General features: G+C 67.4%; 21 protein-coding genes. 9 read left to right on the plus strand and 12 right to left on the minus strand.

The features are described 5' to 3' along the window. Positions 1 to 10: 10 nt before the first annotated feature. From KIH07_RS02610 to sucC, 3 genes are all read right to left on the minus strand, one after another. Positions 11 to 2,734, minus strand: a complete 2,724-nt coding sequence (locus tag KIH07_RS02610; RefSeq protein ID WP_226490483.1) for a CHASE2 domain-containing serine/threonine-protein kinase — start codon at positions 2,732 to 2,734, stop codon at positions 11 to 13. A 217-nt stretch (positions 2,735 to 2,951) separates the two neighbouring features. Beyond that, entirely contained in the window at positions 2,952 to 3,845 is an 894-nt protein-coding gene (sucD, locus tag KIH07_RS02615) for a succinate--CoA ligase subunit alpha (protein ID WP_226490484.1), read from the minus strand. A 23-nt stretch (positions 3,846 to 3,868) separates the two neighbouring features. Continuing rightward, complete coding sequence (gene sucC, locus KIH07_RS02620; RefSeq protein ID WP_226490485.1) at positions 3,869 to 5,032, minus strand: ADP-forming succinate--CoA ligase subunit beta; 1,164 nt, start codon at positions 5,030 to 5,032, stop codon at positions 3,869 to 3,871. 188 nt (positions 5,033 to 5,220) lie between these two features. Here sucC and argC point away from each other — a divergent pair, with 188 nt between their 5' ends. Beyond that, a complete protein-coding gene (argC, locus tag KIH07_RS02625; RefSeq protein ID WP_226490486.1) occupies positions 5,221 to 6,144 on the plus strand; it encodes an N-acetyl-gamma-glutamyl-phosphate reductase in 924 nt (307 codons plus the stop codon). Positions 6,145 to 6,147: 3 nt separating this feature from the next. On the opposite strand, the gene recX is transcribed toward argC, so the two are convergent. Next, positions 6,148 to 6,594 (minus strand): recombination regulator RecX, encoded by a 447-nt coding sequence (recX, locus tag KIH07_RS02630; protein ID WP_226490487.1) that lies wholly within the window; start codon positions 6,592 to 6,594, stop codon positions 6,148 to 6,150. A 36-nt stretch (positions 6,595 to 6,630) separates the two neighbouring features. After that, on the minus strand, positions 6,631 to 7,746 hold the full coding sequence (gene recA, locus KIH07_RS02635; protein WP_226490488.1) for a recombinase RecA: 1,116 nt from the start codon (positions 7,744 to 7,746) through the stop codon (positions 6,631 to 6,633). 143 nt (positions 7,747 to 7,889) lie between these two features. Between recA and KIH07_RS02640 the strand changes: the two genes are divergently transcribed. The 3 genes from KIH07_RS02640 to KIH07_RS02650 all read left to right on the plus strand — a co-directional run bounded on the left by KIH07_RS02640 (position 7,890) and on the right by KIH07_RS02650 (position 10,934). Continuing rightward, positions 7,890 to 8,402 carry a MarR family winged helix-turn-helix transcriptional regulator gene (locus KIH07_RS02640; protein ID WP_226490489.1) on the plus strand — a complete coding sequence of 171 codons (513 nt, stop codon included), beginning with the start codon at positions 7,890 to 7,892 and terminating at the stop codon, positions 8,400 to 8,402. Between the two features lie 251 nt (positions 8,403 to 8,653). Continuing rightward, complete coding sequence (locus KIH07_RS02645) at positions 8,654 to 9,322, plus strand: response regulator transcription factor (protein ID WP_068176542.1); 669 nt, start codon at positions 8,654 to 8,656, stop codon at positions 9,320 to 9,322. Between the two features lie 136 nt (positions 9,323 to 9,458). After that, complete coding sequence (locus KIH07_RS02650; protein WP_226490490.1) at positions 9,459 to 10,934, plus strand: sensor histidine kinase; 1,476 nt, start codon at positions 9,459 to 9,461, stop codon at positions 10,932 to 10,934. Between the two features lie 21 nt (positions 10,935 to 10,955). On the opposite strand, the gene KIH07_RS02655 is transcribed toward KIH07_RS02650, so the two are convergent. Continuing rightward, entirely contained in the window at positions 10,956 to 13,931 is a 2,976-nt protein-coding gene (locus KIH07_RS02655; RefSeq protein ID WP_226490491.1) for a DNA topoisomerase III, read from the minus strand. 98 nt (positions 13,932 to 14,029) lie between these two features. Between KIH07_RS02655 and KIH07_RS02660 the strand changes: the two genes are divergently transcribed. From KIH07_RS02660 to KIH07_RS02670, 3 genes are all read left to right on the plus strand, one after another. Further along, a complete protein-coding gene (locus KIH07_RS02660) occupies positions 14,030 to 14,575 on the plus strand; it encodes an SET domain-containing protein (RefSeq protein ID WP_226490492.1) in 546 nt (181 codons plus the stop codon). 102 nt (positions 14,576 to 14,677) lie between these two features. Beyond that, entirely contained in the window at positions 14,678 to 15,481 is an 804-nt protein-coding gene (locus tag KIH07_RS02665) for a biotin--[acetyl-CoA-carboxylase] ligase (protein WP_226490493.1), read from the plus strand. Further along, positions 15,475 to 16,284 carry an SPOR domain-containing protein gene (locus KIH07_RS02670; RefSeq protein ID WP_226490494.1) on the plus strand — a complete coding sequence of 270 codons (810 nt, stop codon included), beginning with the start codon at positions 15,475 to 15,477 and terminating at the stop codon, positions 16,282 to 16,284. Before KIH07_RS02665 ends, KIH07_RS02670 begins: the two co-directional genes overlap by 7 nt. Before the next feature lie 11 nt (positions 16,285 to 16,295). Here the strand turns inward: KIH07_RS02670 and KIH07_RS02675 are convergent, their stop codons facing one another. The 4 genes from KIH07_RS02675 to tkt all read right to left on the minus strand — a co-directional run bounded on the left by KIH07_RS02675 (position 16,296) and on the right by tkt (position 21,099). Beyond that, positions 16,296 to 17,216 (minus strand): alpha/beta fold hydrolase, encoded by a 921-nt coding sequence (locus KIH07_RS02675; protein ID WP_226490495.1) that lies wholly within the window; start codon positions 17,214 to 17,216, stop codon positions 16,296 to 16,298. Between the two features lie 4 nt (positions 17,217 to 17,220). Further along, a complete protein-coding gene (locus KIH07_RS02680; RefSeq protein ID WP_226490496.1) occupies positions 17,221 to 17,832 on the minus strand; it encodes a TetR/AcrR family transcriptional regulator in 612 nt (203 codons plus the stop codon). A 132-nt stretch (positions 17,833 to 17,964) separates the two neighbouring features. Then, entirely contained in the window at positions 17,965 to 18,963 is a 999-nt protein-coding gene (gene gap / locus KIH07_RS02685; RefSeq protein ID WP_226490497.1) for a type I glyceraldehyde-3-phosphate dehydrogenase, read from the minus strand. A gap of 51 nt (positions 18,964 to 19,014) precedes the next feature. Beyond that, positions 19,015 to 21,099 (minus strand): transketolase, encoded by a 2,085-nt coding sequence (tkt, locus tag KIH07_RS02690; RefSeq protein ID WP_226490498.1) that lies wholly within the window; start codon positions 21,097 to 21,099, stop codon positions 19,015 to 19,017. A 182-nt stretch (positions 21,100 to 21,281) separates the two neighbouring features. Here tkt and KIH07_RS02695 point away from each other — a divergent pair, with 182 nt between their 5' ends. Continuing rightward, positions 21,282 to 21,980 carry a nucleotidyltransferase family protein gene (locus KIH07_RS02695; protein ID WP_319004849.1) on the plus strand — a complete coding sequence of 233 codons (699 nt, stop codon included), beginning with the start codon at positions 21,282 to 21,284 and terminating at the stop codon, positions 21,978 to 21,980. 45 nt (positions 21,981 to 22,025) lie between these two features. Here KIH07_RS02695 and KIH07_RS02700 read toward each other — a convergent pair whose 3' ends face one another. Together KIH07_RS02700 and KIH07_RS02705 are read right to left on the minus strand one after the other, a co-directional pair. Continuing rightward, positions 22,026 to 23,252: an FAD-dependent oxidoreductase gene (locus tag KIH07_RS02700; protein ID WP_226490500.1), complete on the minus strand. Its 1,227-nt coding sequence runs from the start codon at positions 23,250 to 23,252 to the stop codon at positions 22,026 to 22,028. Further along, positions 23,249 to 23,566 carry a DUF2798 domain-containing protein gene (locus KIH07_RS02705; protein WP_226490501.1) on the minus strand — a complete coding sequence of 106 codons (318 nt, stop codon included), beginning with the start codon at positions 23,564 to 23,566 and terminating at the stop codon, positions 23,249 to 23,251. The genes KIH07_RS02700 and KIH07_RS02705 overlap by 4 nt, the downstream gene beginning before the upstream one ends. Positions 23,567 to 23,986: 420 nt before the next feature. On the opposite strand from KIH07_RS02705, the gene KIH07_RS02710 reads away from it, so the two are divergent. Next, positions 23,987 to 25,381 (plus strand): aminopeptidase P N-terminal domain-containing protein, encoded by a 1,395-nt coding sequence (locus KIH07_RS02710; protein ID WP_226490502.1) that lies wholly within the window; start codon positions 23,987 to 23,989, stop codon positions 25,379 to 25,381. The last annotated feature ends 66 nt before the right edge of the window (positions 25,382 to 25,447 follow it).

The following is a 25,447-nucleotide window of genomic DNA, read 5'->3' on the forward strand; positions in this document are numbered from 1 at the left end:
TTTTTTGGCTCTATGGCCGGATATCGGGCCCGCCCTCGGCGGAACCGCCGCCCTGAACCACCGATTGTGTGACAACTGTGGTGGCGTATCCGTTTTCAATTGCGCGCGCGGTCTGCAACTGGGTTTTCTCGAACCCGCTGCCACCGGACCCCATCGGCAGGGCCCCGCCGGGGACGACCCGGTCTGCCGCCGTTCTGTCAACCCGGCGAAGGTCTTGCGCCATGTCGCGACCGCTCTGGTAGCGGTCTTGTGGCGTCTTGGACAGCGCTTTGCCCAGTATATCGGTGAGCGCCCCGGGCAGATCGGGTCGCAGGCTGCGCACGTCGGGGGCGGGCTGGTTGGCGATCTGGTACATGAGCGCGGCCATCGAATCGCCACGCAGCGGCAACACGCCGGTGAGCAGCTGGAACAGCATGACGCCCAGCGAGTAGAGATCGGAACGGCCGTCGATGTGGTGGCCCGCCAGCTGCTCGGGCGACATGAAACTCGGTGTTCCCAGCACCATGCCGGTCTTGGTCCGACTCGCGTCGGTGATGCGGGCGATGCCAAAGTCGGTCACCTTGACGCTGTCCGAGGCGGGGTCGTACATGATGTTGGCGGGCTTGATGTCGCGGTGCACCACATTCTGCCGGTGCGCGTAGTCCAGCGCCAACGCCACCCGCTCGCCGATGTCCAGCACGGTCGCGACCGGCAGCAGCCGGTCCGCCCGGGTGTGCTCCACCAGGTCGCGGCCTTGCAGGAACTCCATGGCGATGAAGGCCAGGTCGTGCTCCTCACCGGCGTCGAAGATGGTGACGATGTGGGGGTGCTGCAGCCGCCCGGCGGTTTCGGCCTCGCGGAAAAAGCGTTTGCGCGCATCCGCCAGCTCGGCGCCCTCGAACTCGGCGCTCAGCGCCAGCGTCTTGATGGCCACGGTGCGGCCGATCTTGGGGTCGCGCCCCTGGTAGACCACGCCCATGGCGCCTTTGCCCAGCTCCTTCTCGATCTGGTAGCGCCCCAGCATGGGCTGCTCAACCCCAGCACCGTCCAGCAAAAGGCTGCCGCCCGGGTGGGACGAGGCGCCCGCCAGCACCACGGTCTGCGACAGCTTGCGGGCCCGCCGCAGACCGGCGCGGACCTCGGCGTCGTCGCGGTCCAGACTGGCCATGTGCTCGTAGACCGACTGCACCTTGTGGAACTGGCGCTTGCGCTCAAAATCCCGCGCCAGTTGCTGGAGGTTGTCCATCAGCGACCGGCTGTGCGGCACGCGCCGGAACCGGTCGAAGGCCAGGTCGAGCTGGCCCTGCCCCTGCAGCGCCAGCCCCATCATGCGGTTGGTTTCGGCCGACTCTTCGTCGGTCTTCGCCTTGCCAGCTTCGGTGGCCAGGAAGCGCCGCGTGGTCAGCACCAGATGCCCCAGCAGCAGCATCGCGGCGGGAAACACCAGCGGCAGCCAGGTGGCCGCGGCCGAGAGCAGGCCGTACTCCACCCCAAGCAACAGCGCAAACAGGCCCGCAGTGGTCCAGGCGCCGGTGGCGGCCGACAGGCGCGGCAACAGGGCGAGAAGATAGGCCACCACCAGCAGCAACGCCGCCAGCACCACGGCGCCGGTCCAGACCGGCTGCCCGATGAAATGGCCGTTCAGGATGCTCGACGTGGTGTGCGCCAGGATGACCGCGGGCGAAAGCGCGGGCGAGACCGGGGTGTTGAACGGCGTGCCCACACCCGCGGCTGTGGCGCCGATGATGACGATCTTGCCGGCGTATTTGCTGGCCGGAATCTTGCCGGAGGCAACGTCGTAGAACGAGTCCACGGCGAAGGCCGGACGGCCATCGCGATCGGGGTAGAACTGGGGCAGCACGGTGCCCGATGCGTCGGTTTCGATGCGCGTGCGCCCCAGCAGCACCGCCTCTCCGGGCAACAGGCGCAGATCCTGCGGCCCCAGATTCAGGCTGTGCGCCGCCACCATCAAGCCCATGGACGGGATCACATGGCCGTCGAAGTTCACCAGCAAGGGCTCGCGGCGCACCGCGCCGTCGCTGTCCGCGAGCTGGTTGAGATGGGCCACCCCACGGGCGGCCGCCCCGATGGCCGCCAGGGGTTGCTGCGATTGGACCGCGGGCAAGCCGGCGCCGCTGCTCTCGGCCAGTGCGCTTTGGAGCGCGAAGGCCGGCAATGGCTGGTCTGGCCGGCCCTGGAGATCACCCAGACTGTACAGCGAAGGCAGGATCACGTTGCCGGCACGGGCCAGGCTGCTGGCCAGACGCGCGTCCCCATCCAGCTTCTGTTCGGCCGCGCCGATGAAGTCGAGCAGGTGGCTGCGCGCGGTTTCACCCAGATCGGCCAGCGCCGACGCTGGCGGTGGGGCGCCATCGATCTGCTCGCGCAGCTCGCGCAAACTCGCCAGCCCCCGGTCGGTCTGGGGTTCAAAAAAGAAGGCGGTGTGGGCCACCGTTTTGGCCTGGGCCTGGGCGAGCTGGTCGATCAGGCCGGCGTGCACCTCGCGCGGCCAAGGCCAGCGCCCGATGTTGGCGATGCTCTGATCGTCGATGGCAATGACCGCAATGCGCTCGCTGGGCACCCGGCTGCTGCGGGTGCTGGCGAAGTCATAGAAACGGCTCTCCAGGTCGCGGAAAAGATCGCTCGACAGATGCACCCCGAACGCGGCGAGCACCACCAGCAGGCCCACCAGGGCATCGGTGCGCCATGGGCCGCTCCGTCCTGCGGGTTGCTTGCGTCTGCGGCTTGTGGCCAAGGGCCGACCTCCTGGGTTGACTGAACCTGGGCCACCGTGGCCGGCAGCCGGGGCGGGGCCGCGTGCCGCGCCAAAAATGCACGCCGCAGGATTTCGCATTCTGTTGCATGAATCTGGCGAAGATCAAGCCAGTCTGTGGGTTTGCGGCCTCACAACGGGCCGCGCATGAAAAAAGGCAACGCAAGCGTTGCCTTTTTCACGCTGGAGCCCTGGGGCTTCAGAGCATGGCCTTGAGCAGCTTGGCCATCTCGGACGGGTTTCGCGTCACTTTGAAGCCGCACTCTTCCATGATGGCGAGCTTGGCATCGGCCGTGTCGGCGCCACCGGAGATCAGCGCACCGGCGTGGCCCATGCGCTTGCCGGCCGGGGCCGTCACACCGGCGATGAAGCCGACGATGGGCTTCTTCATGTTCGCCTTGCACCACATCGCGGCTTCGGCTTCGTCCGGACCACCGATCTCGCCGATCATGATCACGGCGTCGGTGTCGGGATCGTCGTTGAAGGCCTTCATCACGTCGATGTGCTTGAGGCCATTGATCGGGTCGCCACCGATGCCAACGGCGCTGGACTGGCCCAGGCCGATCTCGGTCAGCTGCGCCACGGCTTCGTAGGTCAGCGTGCCGGAGCGCGAGACCACGCCGATGCGGCCCTTGCGGTGGATGTGGCCGGGCATGATGCCGATCTTGATCTCGTCGGGCGTGATCAGGCCGGGGCAGTTGGGGCCCAGCAGCAGCGTCTTCTTGCCGCCGGCGGCTTCCTTGGCCTTCATGCGGTTGCGCACTTCCAGCATGTCACGAACCGGGATGCCTTCGGTGATGCAGATGGCGAGGTCCAGATCGGCTTCGACGGCTTCCCAGATCGCGGCGGCAGCGCCCGCGGGCGGCACGTAGATCACCGACACGGTGGCACCGGTTTCGGACGCGGCTTCCTTGACGGAGCTGTAGATCGGGATGTTGAAGATCGACTCGCCGGCCTTCTTCGGGTTCACGCCGGCCACGAAGCAGTTCTTGCCGTTTGCGTATTCCTGGCACTTTTCGGTGTGGAACTGACCGGTCTTGCCGGTGATGCCCTGGGTGATGACCTTGGTGTCTTTGTTGATGTAGATCGACATGACTTGTTCTCGCTTTCCTGGGCTTAGGCGTTGACGGCGGCAACCACTTTTTGGGCGGCTTCGGCCATGGTGTCGGCGCTGATGATGGGCAGGCCGGACTCGGCCAGCATCTTCTTGCCCAGCTCTTCGTTGGTGCCCTTCATGCGCACGACCAACGGCACTTGCAGGTTCACGGCCCTGCAGGCGGTGATGACACCGGTGGCGATGGTGTCGCACTTCATGATGCCGCCGAAGATGTTGACCAGGATCGCCTTGACCTTGTCGTTCTTGAGCATGATCTTGAAGGCTTCGGTGACCTTCTCGGGGGTGGCACCGCCGCCCACGTCCAGGAAGTTGGCCGGCTCGGCGCCGAACAGCTTGATGGTGTCCATGGTGGCCATGGCCAGGCCGGCGCCATTGACCAGGCAGCCGATGTTGCCGTCCAGGCTGATGTAGGCCAGATCGAACTTGGAAGCCTCGATTTCGGCCGGATCTTCTTCGTCCAGATCGCGGAAGGCCACGATCTCGGGGTGGCGGAACAGGGCGTTGGCGTCGAAGTTGAACTTCGCGTCCAGGGCCATCAGGTTGCCCTTGGAGTCGCAGTTCAGGGGGTTGATCTCGACCAGGGACGCGTCCGTGTCCATGTAGCACTTGTAGATCTTGGCGAAGATGTCCACGGCCTGGTCCACGGAAGCGCCGGTCAGCCCGATGGCGGCCGCGACCTTGCGGGACTGCGCCTCGGTGATGCCGGTCAGCGGGTCGATCATCTCGGTGATGATCTTCTCGGGCGTGGCGTGGGCGACTTCCTCGATGTCCATGCCGCCTTCGCTCGAAGCGATCAGCGCCACTTTCTGGGTCGCGCGGTCAGTGACCAGCGACACGTACAGTTCGTTCTTGATGTCGGCGCCGTCTTCGATGTAGAGGCGACGCACCTTCTGGCCTTCGGGGCCGGTCTGGTGGGTCTTGAGCTGCATGCCCAGGATTTCGCCGGCCAGGCGCTTGACGTCGTCGATCGACTTGGCCACCTTCACGCCGCCACCCTTGCCACGGCCACCCGCATGGATCTGGGCCTTGACGACCCAGACCGGTCCACCCAGTTTCTGCGCGGCTTCCACCGCTTCCTGCACCGTGAACGCGGCAATGCCACGCGGCACTGGCACACCAAATTGACGCAAGATTTCCTTGCCTTGGTACTCGTGAATCTTCATGAGGTCTCTCTCAGACTGGGGGTTTTCTTTAGCCGACCGAACAGGGAACGGCCGGCGCGCGGGCACTGGACACAGCAACCGGGGAATGTATCATGCTGCGACGCACCAATATGGGTGCGGCCGCGTTCACATAATGCATAATTATATTGACGCATCTCTGAACCAGAACTGACAAGGCACCCAGCGTCATGGCCAAGATTTTCATCGACGGCGAAGCCGGCACCACCGGCCTTCAGATTCGCGAGCGCTTGCAAGGCATGCCTGCTATCGAATTGCTGAGCATCGCGCCCGAACGCCGCAAGGACCCCGAAGCCAAGCGCGAGCTCATGGCGCAGGCCGATCTGGTCATCCTCTGCCTGCACGACGATGCGGCCATCGAGTCCGTCGCCATGATCGACGGCATGAGCGGCCACCAGCCCCGCGTCATCGACGCCTCCACCGCGCACCGCTGCGCCCCCGGCTGGGTGTTCGGCTTTCCGGAACTCTGCGCCGGCCAGCGCGAGGCGGTGGTGAACGCCGCGCGCGTGGCCAACCCGGGCTGCTACGCCACCGGCGCCATCGCGCTGATCCGCCCGCTGGTGGACGCCGGGCTGATCCCCGCCGACCACCCGCTAGCGCTGCCCTCGGTGAGCGGGTATTCGGGTGGGGGCCGGACCATGATCGAGGCGTATGAGAAGGGCGAGGCGCCCTTGTTCGAGACCTACGCGCTGGGCCTGAACCACAAGCACCTGCCCGAGATCATGCGCTACACCGGCCTGTCGCGCCGGCCGGTGTTCGTGCCATCGGTGGGCAATTTCCGCCAGGGCATGCTGGTGCAGCTGCCCTTGCACCTGGACCTGCTGCCCGGTCAACCCACGCTGGCCGACCTGCACGAAGCGCTGGTGGCGCACTACGCGCCCAGCGCCGCAGCGGGCGGATGGGTCAGCGTGCAGCCGGCCACCGACAACGGCAAGCTCGACGCCACCGCGCTCAACGACACCAACCGGCTGGAGTTGCGCGTGTTCGGCAACGAAGCGCACCGCCACGCGGTGCTGATCGCGCGGCTGGACAACCTGGGCAAGGGCGCCAGCGGAGCGGCGGTGCAGAACCTGCAGCTGATGCTCGGCTTGTAACCGTCAGTCTTCGTCGCCGCTGACCACGCGGCGGATCGCATCGGTGCCAAAACCGCGCGATGCCAGAAAGCGCATCTGCCGGCCGCGCTCGGCCGCGTCCGAAGGTGGCGCGCCGAATTTCTTGCGCCAAACCTCGCGCGCGCGCTCCACCTCGGAGCCCTGCAGTTCGGCCACCGCCCGCGCCACCGCCTCTGCACTGAGCCCCTTGGCCTGGAGCTCCTGACGCACCCGCATCGCGCCCATCTTGCCGGCCCGGCGGTGCACCACGGATTCGAGCACGCGCTGTTCGTTGATGAAGCCCTTGGCCTCGAGCTCGTCCAGCGCGCGGGCCAGCTCGCCGGGCTCGGTTTCATGGACCTGCAGTTTGCGCTGCAGCTCGGCGCGCGAATGTTCGCGGCCCGAGAGCAGGCGCAGGGCCCGGCCCTTGAGCGATATCTGGTCAAACCCCATGGTCGAACCCCGCTGGCGGGCAGCGGGTGCGCCCCATCATTCGAGTGCGGCAGCGGCGTCGGCTTTGTCGGCCTTCTCCGCCTTGGCGGCCTTGCCACCCTTGGCGGGCGCGGGCGCCTCCTCCACCGGCAGCAGCGGCACACCCAGCTCGGTGCGGACCTTGTTTTCGATTTCGACGCGCAGTTCGGGGTTCTCGCGCAGGAATTCGCGCGAGTTGTCGCGACCTTGGCCGATCTTTTCGCCGTTGTAGGCGTACCAGGCGCCGGATTTTTCGATCACCTTGTGCAACACGCCCAGATCCAGGATTTCGCCCTCGCGGCTGATGCCCTCGCCGAACAGGATGTCGAACTCGGCGGTCTTGAACGGCGAGGCGACCTTGTTCTTCACCACCTTGACCTTGGTCTCGTTGCCGATCGAGTCCTCACCCTTCTTGATCGTGCCAGTGCGGCGGATGTCCAGCCGGACCGAGGCGTAGAACTTGAGCGCGTTGCCGCCGGTGGTGGTCTCGGGGCTGCCGAACATGACGCCAATCTTCATGCGGATCTGGTTGATGAAGATGACCATGCAGTTGGTCTTCTTGATGTGGGCGGTGAGCTTGCGCAGCGCCTGGCTCATCAGGCGGGCCTGCAGGCCGGGCAGCGAGTCGCCCATTTCGCCTTCGAGTTCGGCCTTGGGCGTGAGCGCGGCCACCGAGTCGACCACGATCAAATCCACCGCGCCGGAGCGCACCAGGCTGTCCACGATTTCCAGGGCCTGTTCGCCGGTGTCGGGCTGGGAGATCAGCAGGTCCTGCAGGTTGACGCCGAGTTTCTGCGCGTACTGGATGTCCAGCGCGTGTTCGGCGTCGACGAAGGCGCACTGGCCGCCGAGCTTCTGCATCTCGGCGATGGCCTGCAGGGTGAGCGTGGTCTTGCCGGAGGATTCCGGGCCGTAGATCTCGATCACGCGGCCGCGCGGCAGGCCGCCGACGCCCAAAGCGATGTCCAGCCCCAGCGAGCCGGTGGACACGACCTGGATGTCCTCGATCACCTCGCCCTCGCCCAGCCGCATGATCGTGCCCTTGCCGAACTGCTTCTCGATCTGAGCCAGCGCGACCTGCAAGGCCTTGGCTTTTTCGCTGTTGAGGGGATTGGGCTTGGTGATGGGGTCCATGGTGACGGCTCCTGAGCGTGTGAGTGGGTGTTCGCTTCCAGAATGTGTTTTTGTGTACAGGCTGGATGCTTGAACAGCAGTTTACAGCGATGTTGAAAAATAAAACATCAAAATATCGTCAGTTTGCCTTACCATTTGCAAACATGACCCCGCCCCCTCTACTGCCCGATGACCGCTGGCGCGCTGGCCACCTGGGTCGCCTGCTGGGCCATGCGTTGCGCCGCTTTGACGAGCGCGTGCTGCACCTGATGGCGCACGACCCCAACGTGCCGCTGGCGTTGTCCCATCTGGCGGCGCGCGCGCAGGTCGGGGCGGCCCACATCCACATCACCCGCCACCTCGGCCTGCAGGGCTCGCGCCTGACCGAGCTGGCGCGGCTGGCCGGCATGAGCAAGCAGGCCATGGGCGACCTGGTGACGCAGTGCGACGCCTGGGGCCTGGTGCGGCGCGAGGCCGACCCGCTGGACGCCCGGGCCCGGCGCATCGTGTTCACCGACACCGGCCTGCTCTGGCTGGAGGGGTTCAGGCGGGCCGTGGCGCAGGCCGAATCGGAATTCCGCGCCCAGGTCGGCGACGAGGTGGCCACCGTGGTGGCGCTCGGCCTGGAGGCCTACGGCTCGGAGGCGGCGGAGCCCGCCCCGCGCCAGCTCCGGTGAAACACCCCCGCGCCGGGCTGCGATCGCCACCCCCTCGAAGGGGGCACCTGCAGCGGCCCGACCAAGGCGGTTCCGCGCCGCCCTCGGCTTGTGCGTCGTTTCATGCGCAGCGGGTGATGCCCTGGCAGCATGGAGAACTAAAATGGACCGATCCCCTTTGGCCGGCATGGGGCACACGCAGCGGAACGCGTCCGAACCGGCCCGTCCGACCCGATAACAAGGCGCTCGCGCCCGCTCCCCAGGAGACATTCATGCGCATCCTGATTGCCGAAGACGACCAGGTCCTGGCCGATGGCCTGCTGCGCAGTCTGCGAGCGGCCGGCGCGGCGGTGGACCATGTGGCCAGTGGCAGCGAGGCCGACGCGGCCCTGATGACGAACAACGAGTTCGACCTGCTGATCCTCGACCTGGGCCTGCCCAAGCTGCATGGGCTGGAGGTGCTCAAGCGCCTGCGCTCGCGCGGTTCGGCGCTGCCGGTGCTGATCCTGACCGCAGCCGACAGCATCGAGGAACGCGTCAAGGGCCTGGACTACGGCGCCGACGACTACATGGCCAAACCGTTTTCGCTGCAGGAGCTCGAAGCGCGGGTGCGCGCGCTCACGCGCCGTGGCATGGGCGGCAGCACCAACACCATCAAGCACGGTCCGCTGGAATACGACCAGGCCGGCCGCGTGGCCACCATCGACGGCAAGATGATCGAGCTCTCGGCGCGTGAGCTCGGCCTGCTCGAAGTGCTGCTGCAGCGCGCCGGGCGGCTGGTGAGCAAGGACCAGCTGGTCGAGCGCCTGTGCGAGTGGGGCGAAGAGGTGAGCAACAACGCCATCGAGGTCTACATCCACCGGCTGCGCAAGAAGATCGAAAAGGGGCCGATCCGCATCGCCACCGTGCGCGGCCTGGGCTATTGCCTTGAGAAGATCTGATCCCCCCTGCGCCGGGCTTGCAGCCCGTCACCCCCCTGGGGGGGCGGCACCTGTGGCCCGGCGAAGCCGGTTCCACGGTGCCCTGGGTTCGGACACTTCGCGCCGCGTCGGTCTGCGTTGAAACATTGCGGCTGACATGTCCGAAGAAAACAAACAGGACAGCGGCCCGGTGTCCTTCGGCTTGTTCCAGCGTGAGCAGCGCAGCCTGTTCGGCGAGATCCTGGACTGGATGCTCACGCCACTGCTGCTGCTGTGGCCGCTGTCGCTGGCGCTGACCTGGTTCGTCGCGCAGGGCATTGCCAGCAAGCCCTTCGACCGCGCCCTCGAATTCAACCTGCAGGCGCTCACGCAGTTCGTGGTCAGCAACGATGGCCGGGTCACGTTCAACCTCACGCCGCAGGCGCGCGACCTGCTGCGCGCGGACGACAGCGATCTGGTCTATTACCAGGTGCTGGACCCGCGCGGCGAGCTCATCAGCGGCGAGAGCGATTTCCCGCTGCCGCGCGACAACGAAACCCCCGAACCCGGGCGGGTGCTGCTGCGCGACGACATCGTGCGCGGTGACGAGGTGCGGGTGGCCTACACCTGGCTCTCGCGCAACAACAGCATGCAGCGGCTGGTGCTGATGCAGGTGGCCGAAACCAAGGGCAAACGCTCCACGCTGGCCACCGAAATCATCAAGGGCGTGATGGTGCCGCAGTTCGTCATCCTGCCGCTGGCGGTGCTGCTGGTCTGGCTGGCGCTGGTGCGCGGCATCCGCCCGCTCAACGAGCTGGAGCAGCGCATCCGCGCGCGCAAGCCCGACGATCTGAGCCCGATCGAAGAGTCGTTCATCCCGCAGGAAGTCGCGCCGCTTGTTTCGTCGATCAACGACCTGCTGACGCGGCTCAAGGCCTCGCTGACGACGCAGAAACGCTTCCTGGCCGACGCGGCGCACCAGCTCAAGACCCCCCTGGCGGGCCTGCGCATGCAGGCCGAGCTGGCCCAGCGCGAGACCGACCCGGTAGAAATCCGCGGCTCGCTGCAGCAGATCGCGCGTGCCAGCTCGCGCGCCACCCACACGGTGAACCAGTTGCTGGCACTGGCGCGCGCCGAAACCACGGGCCGCACCCTGCCCAGCGGCACCGTGGACATGGCGCGGCTGGTCACGGACGTGGTGCGCGAATCGGTGCCACGCGCGCTGGAACACGGCATCGACCTGGGCTACGAAGGCCCCGAGCAGGTGCCCCAGGAATGCCTGATCGAAGGCAACCCGACCCTGCTCGAAGAAATGGTCCGCAACCTGGTGGACAACGCCATCAACTACGCAGGCCGGGGCGGGGTGGTCACGGCACGCATGCTGGTCGATCGCTTCAGCGGCGTGATGATTCTGCAGGTGGAAGACGACGGCCCGGGCATCCCGGAGAACGAGCGCGAGTTCGTGCTGCAGCCGTTCTACCGGGCGCTGGGCACCAACGTGGACGGCTCCGGCCTGGGGCTGGCCATCGTGCACGAAATCGCCCAGCAGCACGGCGCCACCGTGCACATGGACGACGCCCAGCCCGGCCGCCCCAACCCGGGGCTGCGGGCCTCGGTGCGGTTCGCGCCGCGCAGAACCACGCCGCAGGAGTAGGGCCGGTCGCTCAGCGCGGGGTCATTCCAAGTGCTGGCCCACGATGCCGGCGATCTCGAACATCGTGACCTGGTCCTTGCCGAACACCGGGCGCAGCTTGGCGTCGGCGTTCACCCGGCGCTTGTCGGTCGCGTCCTGCAGGCCGTTGGCCTTGATGTAGTCCCACAACTTCTTCACCACCTCGGGGCGCGAAACGGCGCCTTCGCCGATCACGGCCGCCAGCGCGGCGCTGGGCTGTTTGCCGCTGGCCGCGGTGGTCTTGCGTGGTGCCTTGGGGGTTTTCGCCGCCGGCGTCTTCTTGGCCGCGGCCTTCTTGGCCGGCGCCGCCTTCTTCGCGGGCGCGGTCTTGCCCGTGGCCGCGCGCGCGGGTGCGCCGGCCGCCGTCTTGCGCGGCGGGAATTTGCTGGTGCGCGGCTCGAACTCGAAGTTCACCTTGCCCGCTTCCTTGTCCCAGGCCAGGAAGGCCTTGAAGGCGCGGCGTGTGCGCATGGAGACGAACTTGTCGAGCAGGTCGGTCTTGCCCGTGGCGAGCAACTTTTGCATCTGCTCGCGCGCCACCGGCTGCTGCAGGATGATCTTGCCGCTCTTGAAATCGCAGCTTGGCGTGGCCTGCGCCATGGTGGGCACCGACTTTTCGCAGACGTAGTTGGCGCCGTGCTCGTGCACCGCGCCGCCGCATTTGGGGCAGGCGCCCAGCGACTCGCTGCCGCTGAAATCGACCAGTTCGCCGGTCTCTTCGTTCTTCTTGTCGTCGCCGAAGTCGAATTCGAGCTTCCAGTTCTGGTCTTCTTCGCTGAACTTGATCACGATCTCGGCCACGAAAGGCCAGCCCGCCTTGGAGCGGAAACCTTCGAGCGGGCCGATCTTCTTGTCGCGCAGCAGGGTTTCGGCTTCTTCGGGCTCGAAGGTGCGGCCCGCCGGCGACTTGCCGAACGAGAAACCACAGCCTTCGCTGTTGCCGTCGGCCCCGGTGCAGCCGTAGCGGCGGTAGTTTTCCTTCACCACGCCGCCGCAGTTGGGGCAGGGCGTCTGCAGGGTGGCGTAGTTGCCGGGGATGGTGTCGCGGTCGTATTCCTTGGCCTTCTTCACCATGCGTTCGGTCATGGCGGCGATCTCGCCCATGAAGGCGGCACGGCTGAGCTTGCCGTGCTCCATCTGGGCCAGCTTGTACTCCCACTCACCGGTGAGTTCGGGCTTGGACAGTTCTTCCACGCCCAAGCCACGCAGCAGCGTCATGAGCTGGAAGGCCTTGGCGGTGGGGATGATCTCGCGGCCTTCGCGCAGCATGTATTTTTCGGTCAGCAGGCCTTCGATGATGGCCGCGCGCGTGGCCGGGGTACCCAGGCCTTTTTCCTGCATCGCTTCGCGCAGCTCGTCGTCGTCCACCAGCTTGCCCGCGCCTTCCATGGCGCCCAGCAGCGTGGCTTCCGAATAGCGCGCGGGCGGCTTGGTCTTCAGGCCTTTCGTCTCGACGGATTCGGTGCGCACGGTCTCGCCTTCGCGCACCGGCACCAGGTTCTGACCCTTGTCGCCCTCTTTCGCGTCGACCACGTCTTCGGCGGCCTCCTTGCCGTAGACCGCCATCCAGCCCGGCTTGACCAGCACCTTGCCTTCGGTCTTGAAGTGGTGACCCACCGCACTCGTGATGCGCGTGGTCACCATGAACTCGGCGCTGGGGAAGAACACCGCGAGGAAGCGGCGCACCACCAGGTCGTACAGCTTCTGTTCGGCCTCGGACAGGCCGCTCGGTGCCTGCAAGGTCGGGATGATGGCGAAGTGGTCCGACACCTTGCTGTTGTCGAAGATGCGCTTGCTCGGGCGGATGTAGCCGCCATCGAGCGCGGTCCGGGCGTGCGGCGCCAGGTGTTTCATGCCGCTGCCGGCCAGCATCTCGAAGGTCTGCTTCACCGTGGGCAGGTAGTCCTCGGGCAGGGCGCGCGAATCGGTCCGCGGGTAGGTCAGGGCCTTGTGGCGCTCGTACAGGCTTTGCGCGAGCTGCAGCGTGGTCTTGGCCGAGAAACCGAAGCGGCCGTTGGCCTCACGCTGCAGGCTGGTCAGGTCGTACAGCAGGCCGCTGGCCTGGGTGGTGGGTTTGCTTTCTTCCTTGACGCTGGCGGCCTTGCCACGCACCGCGTCGGCAATGGCGAGCGCCTCGCGCTGGCTCCAGACGCGGTCGGCGCGCTGCTCCGGGTCGGCATCCTCGCCGGTGGGCTTCTTGAAGTTGGGATCGAACCACTTGCCCGGGTACTCGCCGGCCTCGGCCAGGAAGGAGCCGTGGATTTCCCAGTAATCGCGGCTGCGGTGGGCGCGGATCTTCTCTTCGCGCTCGACCACGATGGACAGCGTGGGCGTCTGCACCCGGCCCACGGTGGTGAGGAAGAAGCCGCCGTCGCGTGAGTTGAACGCCGTCATGGCGCGCGTGCCGTTGATGCCGACCATCCAGTCGGCCTCGGAGCGGCTGCGCGCCGCGTCGGCCAGGCCCTGCATCTGGGCGTCGCTGCGCAGGTGCTCGAAGCCGTCGCGGATGGCCGCGGGCGTCATGGACTGCAGCCACAGGCGCTGCACCGGCTTGCCCAGCGTCTGGTAGGCCCCGCCCTTGAAGCCGCCGGCGTACTGCTCGATCAGGCGGAAGATCAGTTCGCCCTCGCGGCCCGCGTCACAGGCGTTGATGAGGCGGGCCACGTCCTTGCGCTTGGCCAGGCGGACCACCGCGCTCAACCGCGACTTGGTCTTGTCGATCGGCTTCAATTCAAAGTAGGGCGGCAGCACCGGCAGGTGGGCAAAGCTCCATTTGCCGCGCTTGACGTCGAATTCCTCGGGCGCGGCGATCTCCACCAGGTGGCCCACGGCGGAGGTCACCACATAGGCGTCGTTTTCAAAATGATCGTCGTGCTTGTCGAACTTGCCCGCCACCGGGGTGAGCGCTCGCACGATGTCCTGAGCCACGGAGGGCTTCTCGGCGATGACCAGCGTTTTGGCGAAACCTTCGGTTTTCATCTCTACAATCAACTTTCACGCGCGCATACACGCGCACACATGGGTACGCACACACACGCGCGCACCTGCATGAAACAACCTTACCAAAATTTTTGGACGTGACGAAAACCACTGGTTTCGCTGAAAGCCCGCGCCCGTCGCGCCCCGCGCCCGCCGCGAAGAAGCCCGCTTCGGGCAGCCGCCGCATCCAGACGCGCCGCTCCGGCGTGCACGGCAAGGGCGTCTACGCCGTGGTGGACCTTGCCGAGGGTGAGACCCTGATCGAATACGTGGGCGAGATCATCACCTGGGACGAGGCGCTGCGCCGCCACCCGCACGACCCGAGCGACCCGAACCACACCTTCTATTTCCACATCGACGAAGACCACGTGATCGACGCCAAGGTGGGCGGCAACTCCTCGCGCTGGATCAACCACAGCTGCAACCCCAACTGCGAAGCCGAGGTGGACGACGGCCGGGTGTTCATCCGGGCCCAGCGCAACATCGCCGCGGGCGAAGAGCTGTTCTACGACTACGGCCTGGTGATCGACGAGCCCTACACGCCCAAACTCAAGGCCGAGTACCCCTGCTGGTGCGGCGCGCCCCGCTGCCGCGGCACGCTGCTGGCGCCGAAGCGGGCCGGCAAAGCGTCGAAGCTAGGATGACCCCCCTGCGCCGCTTCGCGTCTTCCCCCCTGAAGGGGGACAACACCTGCGCCCCGGCAAAGCCGGTTGCGCGGTGTTCTGGTCTGAAGGCACTTCGCGCCCATGTCTGACCTGCTCGCTCACGTCGAAGCCGTCTGGCAGGCGGTTGTGCCCGATCTGCCGGGTTTCACCGTCGAGGTGCTGCCCAGCATCGATTCCACCAACACCGAGCTCATGCGCCGCGCGCGCGCCGGGGCCATGGAACCGGTGTTGCTGGCCGCCGAGGAGCAGACCGCCGGGCGCGGGCGCCTGGGCAAGGCCTGGCACAGCCGCGCCGGCCAGTCGCTCACCTTCTCGCTGGCCCTGCCGCTGGCCCCGGCCGACTGGTCCGGGCTGTCGCTGGCCGTGGGCGTGAGCCTGGCGCAGAGCCTGCACCCCGACGTGCAACTGAAATGGCCCAACGACCTCTGGCTGCACGGGCGCAAGCTCGGCGGCATCCTGGTGGAGACCGCCAGCAACGGCACCGAAAGTGCCGGGCCGCGGCGGCTGGTGGTGATCGGGGTGGGCATCAACATCGCCCGGCCCGAGGCCGCTGCCGTGAGCGCCCTGGCCAGCCCCGGCGCGGCACTGCCGCCCGTGCCACCGGCCGGACTGGCCGAGGTGCTGGTCGGGCTCACCGCGGGCGAGGTGCTCGAACGGGTGGCCCCGGCGCTGGTGCGCGACGTGCTGGCCTTTGAATCCCAGGGCTTTGCCGCGTTTGCGCAGCGCTTCGCCCAGCGCGACGCGCTGCACGGCCGCGCGGTGCAGCTCACCGACGGCACCCAGGGGTCGGCCTGCGGCGTCAACGAGCAGGGCGCCCTGCTGGTGCTGACCGACCAGGGCATGCGCACCATCAACAGCTCGGAAGTGAGCGTGCGGCCATGCTGAGGTGGGCGCTCTGGTTGCTGCTGGTGTCCAACGCGGGCTACTTCGCCTGGACCCAGGGCTATCTGGGGGCACTGGGTCTGGCGCCCCAGGAACAGCGTGAACCCGAACGCCTGCAGGGGCAGGTGCAACCCGACATGCTGCGCCTGCTCAACGGGCCGCGCGCGGTGTCGCCGCTGAACCCGGCCGCCACAACAGCGCCCAGCCCGGAGGCCGCGACCCCGGATGCCGGGGCGCCCGCCACACCGTCCGAACCCGTCGCGGCGCCGGCCAACGAGACCGCGCCACCGGCCAGCCCATCCACACCACCGCCCGTTCCCGCGCCGGCCCCCGTGGCCCAGGCACCGGAGGCCACGGCCTGCTGGCAGGCCGGTGGCTTCACCGAGGCCCAGACCGAGGCGCTGCGCGGTTCCCTGGGCCAGCTCGACCTGCCACGCAACGGCTGGCAGTTCAACGAAGCCCGCAGCGGCGGGCGCTGGATCGTCTACATGGGCCGCTACGACAACCAGGAACAGGTGGAACGCAAGAAGGCCGAATTGCGGGAGCTGAAGGTGGCGTTCCGCGAGTTGTCCGCGGCCGGCCTGGGCCCCGGCCTGGCCCTGGGCACCTATTCCAGCGAAGCGGCGGCCGAGAAGGCCCTGGCGGCCGTCGTGCGCACCGGCGTGCGCACGGCCCGGATCGCGCAGGAGCGCGCCGAGTCGGTCAGTTACACACTGCGCCTGCCCCGCATCACCCCCACGCAACGCGACGCCGTGGCCGGGCTGGGCGCCCTGCTGGCGGGCAAACCGCTCAAGCGCTGCAACTGAGACGGCGGCGCTCAGCCAGCCACCGCCACCGGCTGGGCACGCACTCGCTGGGCCTCGAACCAGTCCAGCGCGTCGTTCCACAGGGGCCGGGCTTTCGGACGGAAGTAGCCCATGTGGCCGATGGCCCCCAGACCGGCGCGGCGCGGGTCGATGCTCACGGCGCGCACCGCGGTGTTGCGGTAGCCGGCCATGAAGGCGTCGCGCGAGGCCGGCGGCGCCCAGGCGTCGTCGAGCGCGTTGACCGCCACGATGGGGAAACGCACGTCGGCGAAGCGCTCGGTGACGGCCTGCATGCGCGGGTCGTCGAAGAAATAGCGCGGGTAGTTGCACCACCGGCGCCACTGGCGGTACACGTCCAGCGGCAGGTCCTCGCCCATGCCCAGCCGGCTCCAGGGCAGGTAGCCGGCCGCACGCGTCCACACCGGCCCGAGCACGCGCCACATGAAGAGCACGCGCAGGCGCTCCAGCGGCGGCATCCAGCCGTGCCAGCCGGCGCCGGTGGCGAAGGTGTAGGCGCCGTCCACCGCGGCGGGGTCGGGCAGCAGCCCCAGCGCATGGCCGCCGTAGGAATGGCCGACCAGGTACAGCGGCATGCCGTCCTGGCGCATGGCCTCGACACCGGCGGCCAGATCGAGCCGGCCCCAGTCGAGGTAGTCCATGCGGAAGCCCTTGAGCGTGGCCGGGGCCGACTGGCCGATGCCCCGGTAGTCCAGGGTGAGCACGTCGAAGCCGCGTTGCGCCGCGTGCTCGGCGAAGCGCCGGTAGAAGCCCTGGGGCACGCCGGTGGCACCGCCCACCACCAGGTGCGCGCGCGGCGGCGTGGCGCTTCTGAAACGATGGGCCACCAGCGGGTAGCCATCGGCCGCGCGCAGGCTCAGGCGTTCACCGGTGACGGGTGCCGCCGGGGTATCCAGATCGACAGAGGGGTGCATGGGATCAGACTCCTTGAGGATGGGCGACCGCGCCGGGCGGGCGCGCCGACAGCAGGGCCAGCAGGCTCGTCGTGGCCTGCTGGATCGGTTCGCTGCTCTGCGCCACGCGGGCCTGCAGCAGGCCGCCTTCGTAGGCGGCCACGATGAGGGCCGCCAGACCCTGCGCCTGGGCGCGTGGCTCGCCCGCCAGCTCCAGCGCCTGGGCGATGCGCTCGCGCACCCGGGTGAACGCCCGGGCCAGCGCTTCGCGCAGCGTGGCGTCCTGGGCCGTGCTCTCCAGCGCCACCGTGGCCAGCGGGCAGCCGGACTCGAAGCCACTGTCCTGCAACCGGGCGGTGGCGCCGGCGAGCCAGCGGCGCAGGGCGTCGAGCGGGTCGGGTGTGGCGGCCAGCAGGGCGTCGAGCCCGCGCAGCATGCGGTCCACCACCGCGTCGATCGCCGCGATCGCCAGCTCGGTCTTGCCGCCGGGGAAGTGGTGGTAGAGCACGCCCTTGGGCGCCCCGGCCTGCTGCAACAACTCGGTCAGACCGACGCCGTGCAGGCCACGGCGGCGCAGCGCGTCGGTCATGGCGGCGATGAGGCGTTCGCGGGTGCCTGGGGTGGACATTTCGGACATGGGGCAAATCTATAGACCGGTCGGTCTAGTGTCAAGCACCCGGCTGTCACCTCGGTTCACGAGCCTCGATGCACACGCGTTGCCCAACAAAAAAGCGCCCGAAGGCGCTTCTTTGTGGAGCGGGTGGGTTGATCAACCCGCCACGACGCGCGCCATCTCCAGGCACTTGTTCGAATAGCCCCACTCGTTGTCGTACCAGGCCACGACCTTCACGAAGGTGCTGTCCAGCGCGATGCCGGCGTCGGCGTCGAACACGCTGGTGCAGGTCTCGCCACGGAAGTCGGTCGCCACGACCTTGTCGGTGGTGTAGCCCAGCACGCCCTTGAGCGCGCCTTCGCTCTGGGCCTTCATCTCGGCGCAGATCTCGGCGTAGCTGGCTTCCTTGCTCAGCTCCACCGTCAGGTCGACCACGGACACGTCGGAGGTCGGCACGCGGAAGCTCATGCCGGTGAGCTTCTTGTTCAGCTCGGGGATCACCACGCCCACGGCCTTGGCCGCGCCCGTGCTGCTGGGGATGATGTTTTCCAGGATGCCGCGGCCACCGCGCCAGTCTTTGTTGGACGGGCCGTCCACGGTCTTCTGGGTGGCGGTGGCGGCGTGCACGGTGGTCATCAGGCCGCGCTTGATGCCCCACTTGTCGTTTAGCACCTTGGCCACGGGAGCCAGGCAGTTGGTGGTGCAGCTGGCGTTGGAGATGATGGCCTGGCCAGCGTAGGTGGCGTGGTTCACGCCGTAGACGAACATGGGGGTGTCGTCTTTGGAGGGGGCGGAGAGGATGACCTTCTTGGCGCCGGCGTCCAGGTGTTTCTGGGCCGTGACCTTGTCAAGGAACAGGCCGGTGGATTCGATGACCACGTCGGCGCCAACGTCGGCCCACTTGAGGTTGGCGGGGTCGCGCTCTTGCGTGAGGCGGATGGTCTTGCCGTTGACGACGATGTTGCCGCCCTCGACCTTGACCGTGCCCTTGAAGCGGCCGTGCACGCTGTCGTACTGGAGCATGTAGGCCAGGTAGTCGGGTTCGAGCAGGTCGTTGATGGCAACGATCTCGATGTCCGGGAAGTTCTGGATCGCGCTGCGCAGCACGTTGCGACCGATGCGGCCGAAACCGTTGATACCGACTTTGATAGCCATGTCCTCTGCTCCTGTGGATGGATGAAAAAGAAAAAAGAAACCGAAACTCGCTTACTTGGCCAGCACAGTGCGCACCGTGTCGGCCACGTTGCCGGCGGTGAAGCCGAAGTGCTCGAACAGCACCGGCGCCGGGGCGGACTCGCCGTAGGTGTCGAGGCCGACGACCGCGGCCACGCCGTATTTCCACCAGCCGTCGGTGGAGCCCATTTCCACCGCGATGCGCGGCAGGCCCTTGGGCAATACGCTCGCCTTGTAGGCCGCGTCCTGGCGGTCGAAGGTGGTGGTGCTGGGCATGGAAACCACGCGCACCGCGATCTTGTGTTCCTTGGCCAACAGCTCCTGCGCCTTGAGCGCGAGCTGCACTTCGGAACCGGTGGCGATGATCACCGCCTGGGCCTTTTTCTTCAGACCCACCTCGGTCGGCTCGGCCAGCACGTAGGCGCCGCGGCTGATGTCGCCCAGGTCGTGTTTGGGCGCGTAGGCCAGGTTCTGGCGGCTCAGCAGCAGCGCGGTCGGCTTGTTGCTGTTTTGCAGGGCCACGGCCCAGGCCACGGCGGTTTCGGCCGTGTCGGCCGGGCGCCAGACGTCCAGGTTGGGGATCAGGCGCAGGCTGGCGGCGTGTTCGACCGACTGGTGCGTCGGGCCGTCTTCGCCCAGGCCGATGGAGTCGTGCGTGAACACGTGGATCACGCGCTGCTTCATCAGCGCTGCCATGCGGATAGCGTTGCGGCTGTAGTCGGAGAAGGTCAGGAAGGTGCCGCCGTAGGGGATGAAACCGCCGTGCAGGGCCACGCCGTTCATGATCGCGGCCATGCCGAATTCGCGCACGCCGTAGTTGATGTGGCGGCCGCCCTGGCCGGCCTCGGTCTTCACCACGTTGCCCGCCAGATCAAAGCGCAGGCTGGGCGTGGACTTGGTGTTGGTGAGGTTGGAGCCGGTCAGGTCGGCCGAACCGCCGAGCAGCTCGGGCAGAGCGGCGGTGAAGGTTTCCAGCGCGATCTGGCTGGCCTTGCGGCTGGCCACGGTCTCGGCCTTGGTATGGGCGGCGAGCACGGCGTCCACGGCGACCTGGTGGAACTGCTTGGGCAGCTCGCCCTTCATGCGGCGGGTGAATTCCTTGGCCAGCTCGGGGAAAGCGGCCTTGTAGGTGGCGAACTGCGCGTCCCAGGCGGCCTCGGTGGTCTTGCCGGCGGCCTTGGCGTCCCAGGCGGCGTACACGTCTTTCGGGACCGCGAACGGCGCGTGGCTCCAGCCCAGGGCCTCGCGGGTGAGCTTGATTTCTTCGGCACCCAGCGGCTCGCCGTGGGCCTTGGCGGTGTTGGCGCGGTTCGGGCTGCCCTTGCCGATGCTGGTCTTGCAGCAGATCAGCGTGGGTTTGTCGGCGCAGTTCTTGGCGGCGGCAATGGCGCGGTCCACGGCGTCCACGTCGTGGCCGTCCACGGCGCGGATCACGTTCCAGCCATAGGCCTCAAAGCGCTTGGGTGTGTCGTCGATGAACCAGGGCGCGACCTGGCCGTCGATGGAGATGCCGTTGTCGTCGTAGAGGGCGATCAGCTTGTTGAGCTTCCAGGCGCCGGCGAGCGCACAGGCTTCGTGGCTGATGCCTTCCATCAGACAGCCGTCGCCCAGGAAGGTGAAGGTGTGGTGGTCCACGATGGCGTGGCCTTCGCGGTTGAACTCGGCCGCCAGCAGCTTCTCGGCCAGCGCCATGCCCACCGCGTTGCTGATGCCCTGGCCCAGCGGGCCGGTGGTGGTTTCCACGCCGGGCGTGTGGCCGACTTCGGGGTGGCCCGCGGTCTTGCTGCCGAGCTGGCGGAAGTTCTTCAGTTCACCGATGGGCAGCTTGTAGCCGGTCAGGTGCAGCAGCGCGTAGATCAGCATGGAGCCGTGGCCGTTGGACAGCACGAAGCGGTCGCGGTTGGCCCACTGCGGGTTGCTGGGGTTGTGGCGCAGGTGGCGGCCCCACAGGGCGACCGCCATGTCGGCCATGCCCATGGGGGCGCCGGGGTGGCCGGAGTTGGCGGCCTGCACCGCGTCCATGGCGAGCGCGCGGATGGCGTTGGCCTGGGTCTGGGGCGACACACCGGGGGCGGCGACTGGGGCGGGGCTGGTGGGGGTGTTGGCGGCGTCGAGCATGGGGGGAACCGGAGGGTGGGGGGATGGCGGCGCGAAAGCGCCAAACCCAGGATTTTATCGGGCCGCCCCATGGCCCGGCGCGGTGGGGGTCGGCCACCTGCGGCGCACGCACATAATTCGAGGGCCCAAGCACCCCCACACCCATGCTGCGCACCCACCCCCTTCACCCACCCACCGCCGCCATGCTGCTGGCTGCCGGACGCGGCGTGCGCATGCGCCCGCTGACCGACACCACGCCCAAACCCCTGCTGACGGTGCGCGGCAAACCGCTGATGCAGTGGGCCATGGAGGCGCTGCAAGCGGGTGGCTTCACGCGGCTGGTGGTCAACACCGCCTGGCTGGGCGAACAGATCGAAGAACACTTCGCCGGCTGGCCGCAGGCGCACCCGGGTGCCGAATTGGCGTTTTCCCACGAGGGCCAGGACTTCGGCTACGCGCTGGAGACGGCCGGCGGCATCTCGCGCGCGCTGCCGCTGCTGGGCGACGTGTTCTGGGTGCTGGCGGGCGACGTGTACGCGCCCGACTTCGCCTTCCGCCAGGCCAGCGTGGACCGCTTCGCCGCCAGCGGCATGCTGGCGCACATCTGGCTCGTGCCCAACCCGGCACACAACCTCCGGGGCGATTTCGGCCTGTCGGCCGACGGGCGAGCCCTCAACGCGGCCGACGGCGAGCGATTCACCTACAGCACCATCGGCCTGTACCACCGCGCGCTCTTTGAAGCGCCGTGGTGCGATGTGCTGCCCGGCAACCCCCAGGGCGCGGCCGAGCCGCTGGCGCCACTGCTGCGCCGCGCCATGGACGCCGGACGGGTCAGCGCCGAGCTCTACACCGGCCCCTGGACCGACGTGGGCACGCCCGAGCGGCTCAAGGAACTGGGCTGACTGTCCGGGTGCGCCGTGTGGACTGCGTCCACACCATCGCACGCCTCACCGACCCGTGTCCGGCAAGGGGTTTTGGCCAATCACCATGACGCCCTTGTTCACCGCATTGCGGACGACCTCGAAACCGTATTCGACCATGTCCTTCTCATAGAGGCGCAGCGCCTCGCCAAGAGCGATCTGGCCGTTTGCCACCGCTATGAGTTGGCGTCCGAGATTGGCCGCATCGCGAAGGGCGACATTGGCTCCTCGCCCCAGGCTCGGCGACATCGCATGCGCGGCATCACCGAGGAGGGTGACATTGGGAGAAGAGCCGAGATCGCAGGGAATCGAGCTGTACATTTCCACGTAAAAGAACGAGCCACGCTCGCCGGCTGCGATCAACGTCTTCCCTTGGTCAGGCCAGTCCTTGATGAGCTCAGCGGCGAGTTGCTGAAGTTCGTCGCTGCTCAGCTTGCGCATTTCGGCATCGTCCTTGCCGATGAACTGCGAACGGGCGGCAACGATACAGGCCACATAGTCTTCGCGCGCCGGAAGTTTGGCCTCGGGGACGAGGCATTTCGAGGCAGCCGATGGCTCCATCGGGAAGAGCACGCCTCCCATGCCAAGAAGAACTTTTCTCTCGTCCGAACTGAAGGTGAAGACATCTGCCACGACATGCGCCGGAGCGAGGCGGCGCGCTTCTGAGGCCGGCAAGCGACCGTAGATGCACCGCACACCGGTGTCCATGGTCTGTGCATGCGGCGCGCGCTGCCGCCGGATGGCCGAACGAACACCGTCGGCCCCCACCAGGACGTCCCCGGTGACCTTGGTTCCGTCGGCAAGAACAGCTGCCACGCCATCCTCATGGTTTTCGTACGCGATCACCGGATTGCCATAGTGGCAGACGTCATCCAGACCGGTCAGAAGAATCTGACGCAGGATGGCGCGGTCCACGTTGACGTGTGTCGCAAGCCCTGCCGTCACATGGTGCTCGGTGTGGCTGTAGGTATCGATCGGAATGCGCTTCTTCAACGACAGATCGCCGTTGATCATCGTCGTGTAGGGCAGCGCGCGCATCGCGGTAGCTTCGAACAAGGCAAGGAGGCGGGGGGGCAAGACGGCACTCATGCCGCCAACGCCGTCGGCATCGATGTGCAGGCGATAGCCCTGGGCGCGCTCGAACGGGCTGGCATCGCGCTCGAAGACTTCGACGGCAATGCCGGCGCCCTTGAGCATCTGGGCAAGGGCCAGGCCGCCGAGGCCAGCGCCGGCGATGAGAACTTTGGGGGTCATATCAATTTCCGAAAATTTTGCGATGGGTGAATGGTTGGATTTGTCGCGCTGACAAATGGCCAGAGCCGACCTTGGTCGGGCTTAGCGTGCAGCGCCAGCGACCAACTGGGGGCGAGGACTCTGATGGGATACCCAAGAAGCAGAGCGGCGACAAAGCCGATTGGCCAGGCTCTCAGGAGGTTGTGACCCCAGGCCTTTATCCACGCAGGCGTGAAGCCAAGGTTCAGCCAGGCGAAATAGCCTGAAAAGAGCGATGCCATGGCAAATGACATCAGGATCGCGACGACGGTATGGATTTTTGTTTCAGGACGCATGTGATCTCCGTTGGAACTCTGAATCGGACACAGAGATCGGGAGATCGGTCGAAACGTCACCCACGCGAACACCATGCCCGACCTCAGTCGGGTTGATGCCGTGGGTATCGCCTGGGCGATGCAGACCTGCTGAGCAAGCAGGGGTCGGGATTACCGAGCCGACCAATTCTTTTTCGACGGGCGGCATTCTAAACGACCGACTTTCCATCCGCCGAGGGACAGCCCTGGACCGCCATGGGAACGCCCGAGCCGCTGAAAGGGTTGGGCTGAACAAATCGGCTCCCCCCGCGCCGCCTGCGGCGTCACCCCCCAAGGGGCGATGCGAGTGGCCCGGCAAAGCCGGTTCCACCGCATCCTTGGTTGAACTGCGCGCCGGGCAGTGGCGCTACGGGGTCGTTGCAAAACACGGAGAATGCCCCCATGGACGCTCACACCACCCACTCCCTCTACGCCGAACGCCGCGCCCGCGTGGCCGCCCAGCTGGGCCCCGGCGGCATCGCCATCGTGCCGACCGCGCTGGAACGCCAGCGCAACCGCGACAGCGACTTTCTGTTCCGCCACGACAGCTATTTCTATTACCTGACCGGGTTCTCCGAACCCAACGCCTGGCTGGTGATCACCGCCGAGGGCGAGACCACGCTGTTCTGCCAGCCCAAAGACCTGGAGCGCGAAATCTGGGACGGCATCCGCCTGGGCCCCGAGGCCGCGCCCGAGCACCTGGGCGTGAGCGCGGCCTTTTCCGTGGCCGAGCTCGACCAGCGCCTGCCCCGGCTGCTGGAGAACCGCCACACCGTGTGGTACCCCTTCGCCACGCACAAGGGCCTCGAAGGCCGGATCGACGGCTGGCTGCAGTCGGTGCGCGCGCGGGTGCGTTTTGGCGCACTGTGCCCCGAGTCGCAGCGCGACCTGTGCGGCGTGCTCGACGAGATGCGGCTCTTCAAGGACCCGTTCGAGCGCGACACCATGCGCCGCGCCGCGCAGATCAGCGCCGGCGCCCACATCCGCGCCATGCAGCGCAGCGCCGCCATGCTGCGCGCCGGGCAGGACGTGCGCGAGTACCACCTGGACGCCGAGCTGCTGCACGAATTCCGCCAGCACGGCTCGCAGTACCCGGCCTACGGCAGCATCGTGGCCGCTGGCGCCAACGCCTGCGTGCTGCACTACCGGGCCGACAACGCGCCGATCCGCGACGGCGAGCTGGTGCTGATCGACGCCGGCTGCGAGCTCGACGGTTATGCCTCGGACATCACGCGCACCTTCCCGGCCAACGGCCGTTTCACCGGCCCGCAGCGCGCGCTCTACGAGCTGGTGCTGGCCAGCCAGGAGGCCGCGATCGAGGCCACCCGCCCCGGCGCGCGTTTCGTGGCGCCGCACGAAGCGGCGGTGAAGGTGCTCACCCAGGGCATGCTCGACCTCGGCCTGCTCGACAAGAACCAGGTCGGCACGCTGGAGGACGCGATCCAGCACCGCCACTACTTCGCCCACTACATGCACCGCACCGGCCACTGGCTGGGCATGGACGTGCACGACTGCGGCAGCTACGTGGAGCCGTCCGAGGTGGGCACCGTGAGCGAGCGTCAGGACCCGCTGAGCGGCGAGACCATCAAGGACCGCCCCAGCCGCATCCTGCGCCCCGGCATGGCGCTGACCATCGAACCCGGCCTGTACGTGCGCCCCAGCGACGGCGTGCCGCGCGAGTTCTGGAACATCGGCATCCGCATCGAGGACGACGCCTTCGTCACCGAGACCGGCTGCGAACTCATCTCACGCGGCGTGCCGGTGCGGGCCGACGAGATCGAAGCCCTGATGCGCTGACCAGCCGGAATTTCGACTTCTAAAAATCTTCTTGATAATCATTCGCATATAGAATGCCGACCTTCG

It is taken from the genome of Hydrogenophaga taeniospiralis, assembly GCF_020510445.1.
In the GTDB taxonomy this organism is placed as follows: Bacteria; Pseudomonadota; Gammaproteobacteria; order Burkholderiales; family Burkholderiaceae_C; genus Hydrogenophaga.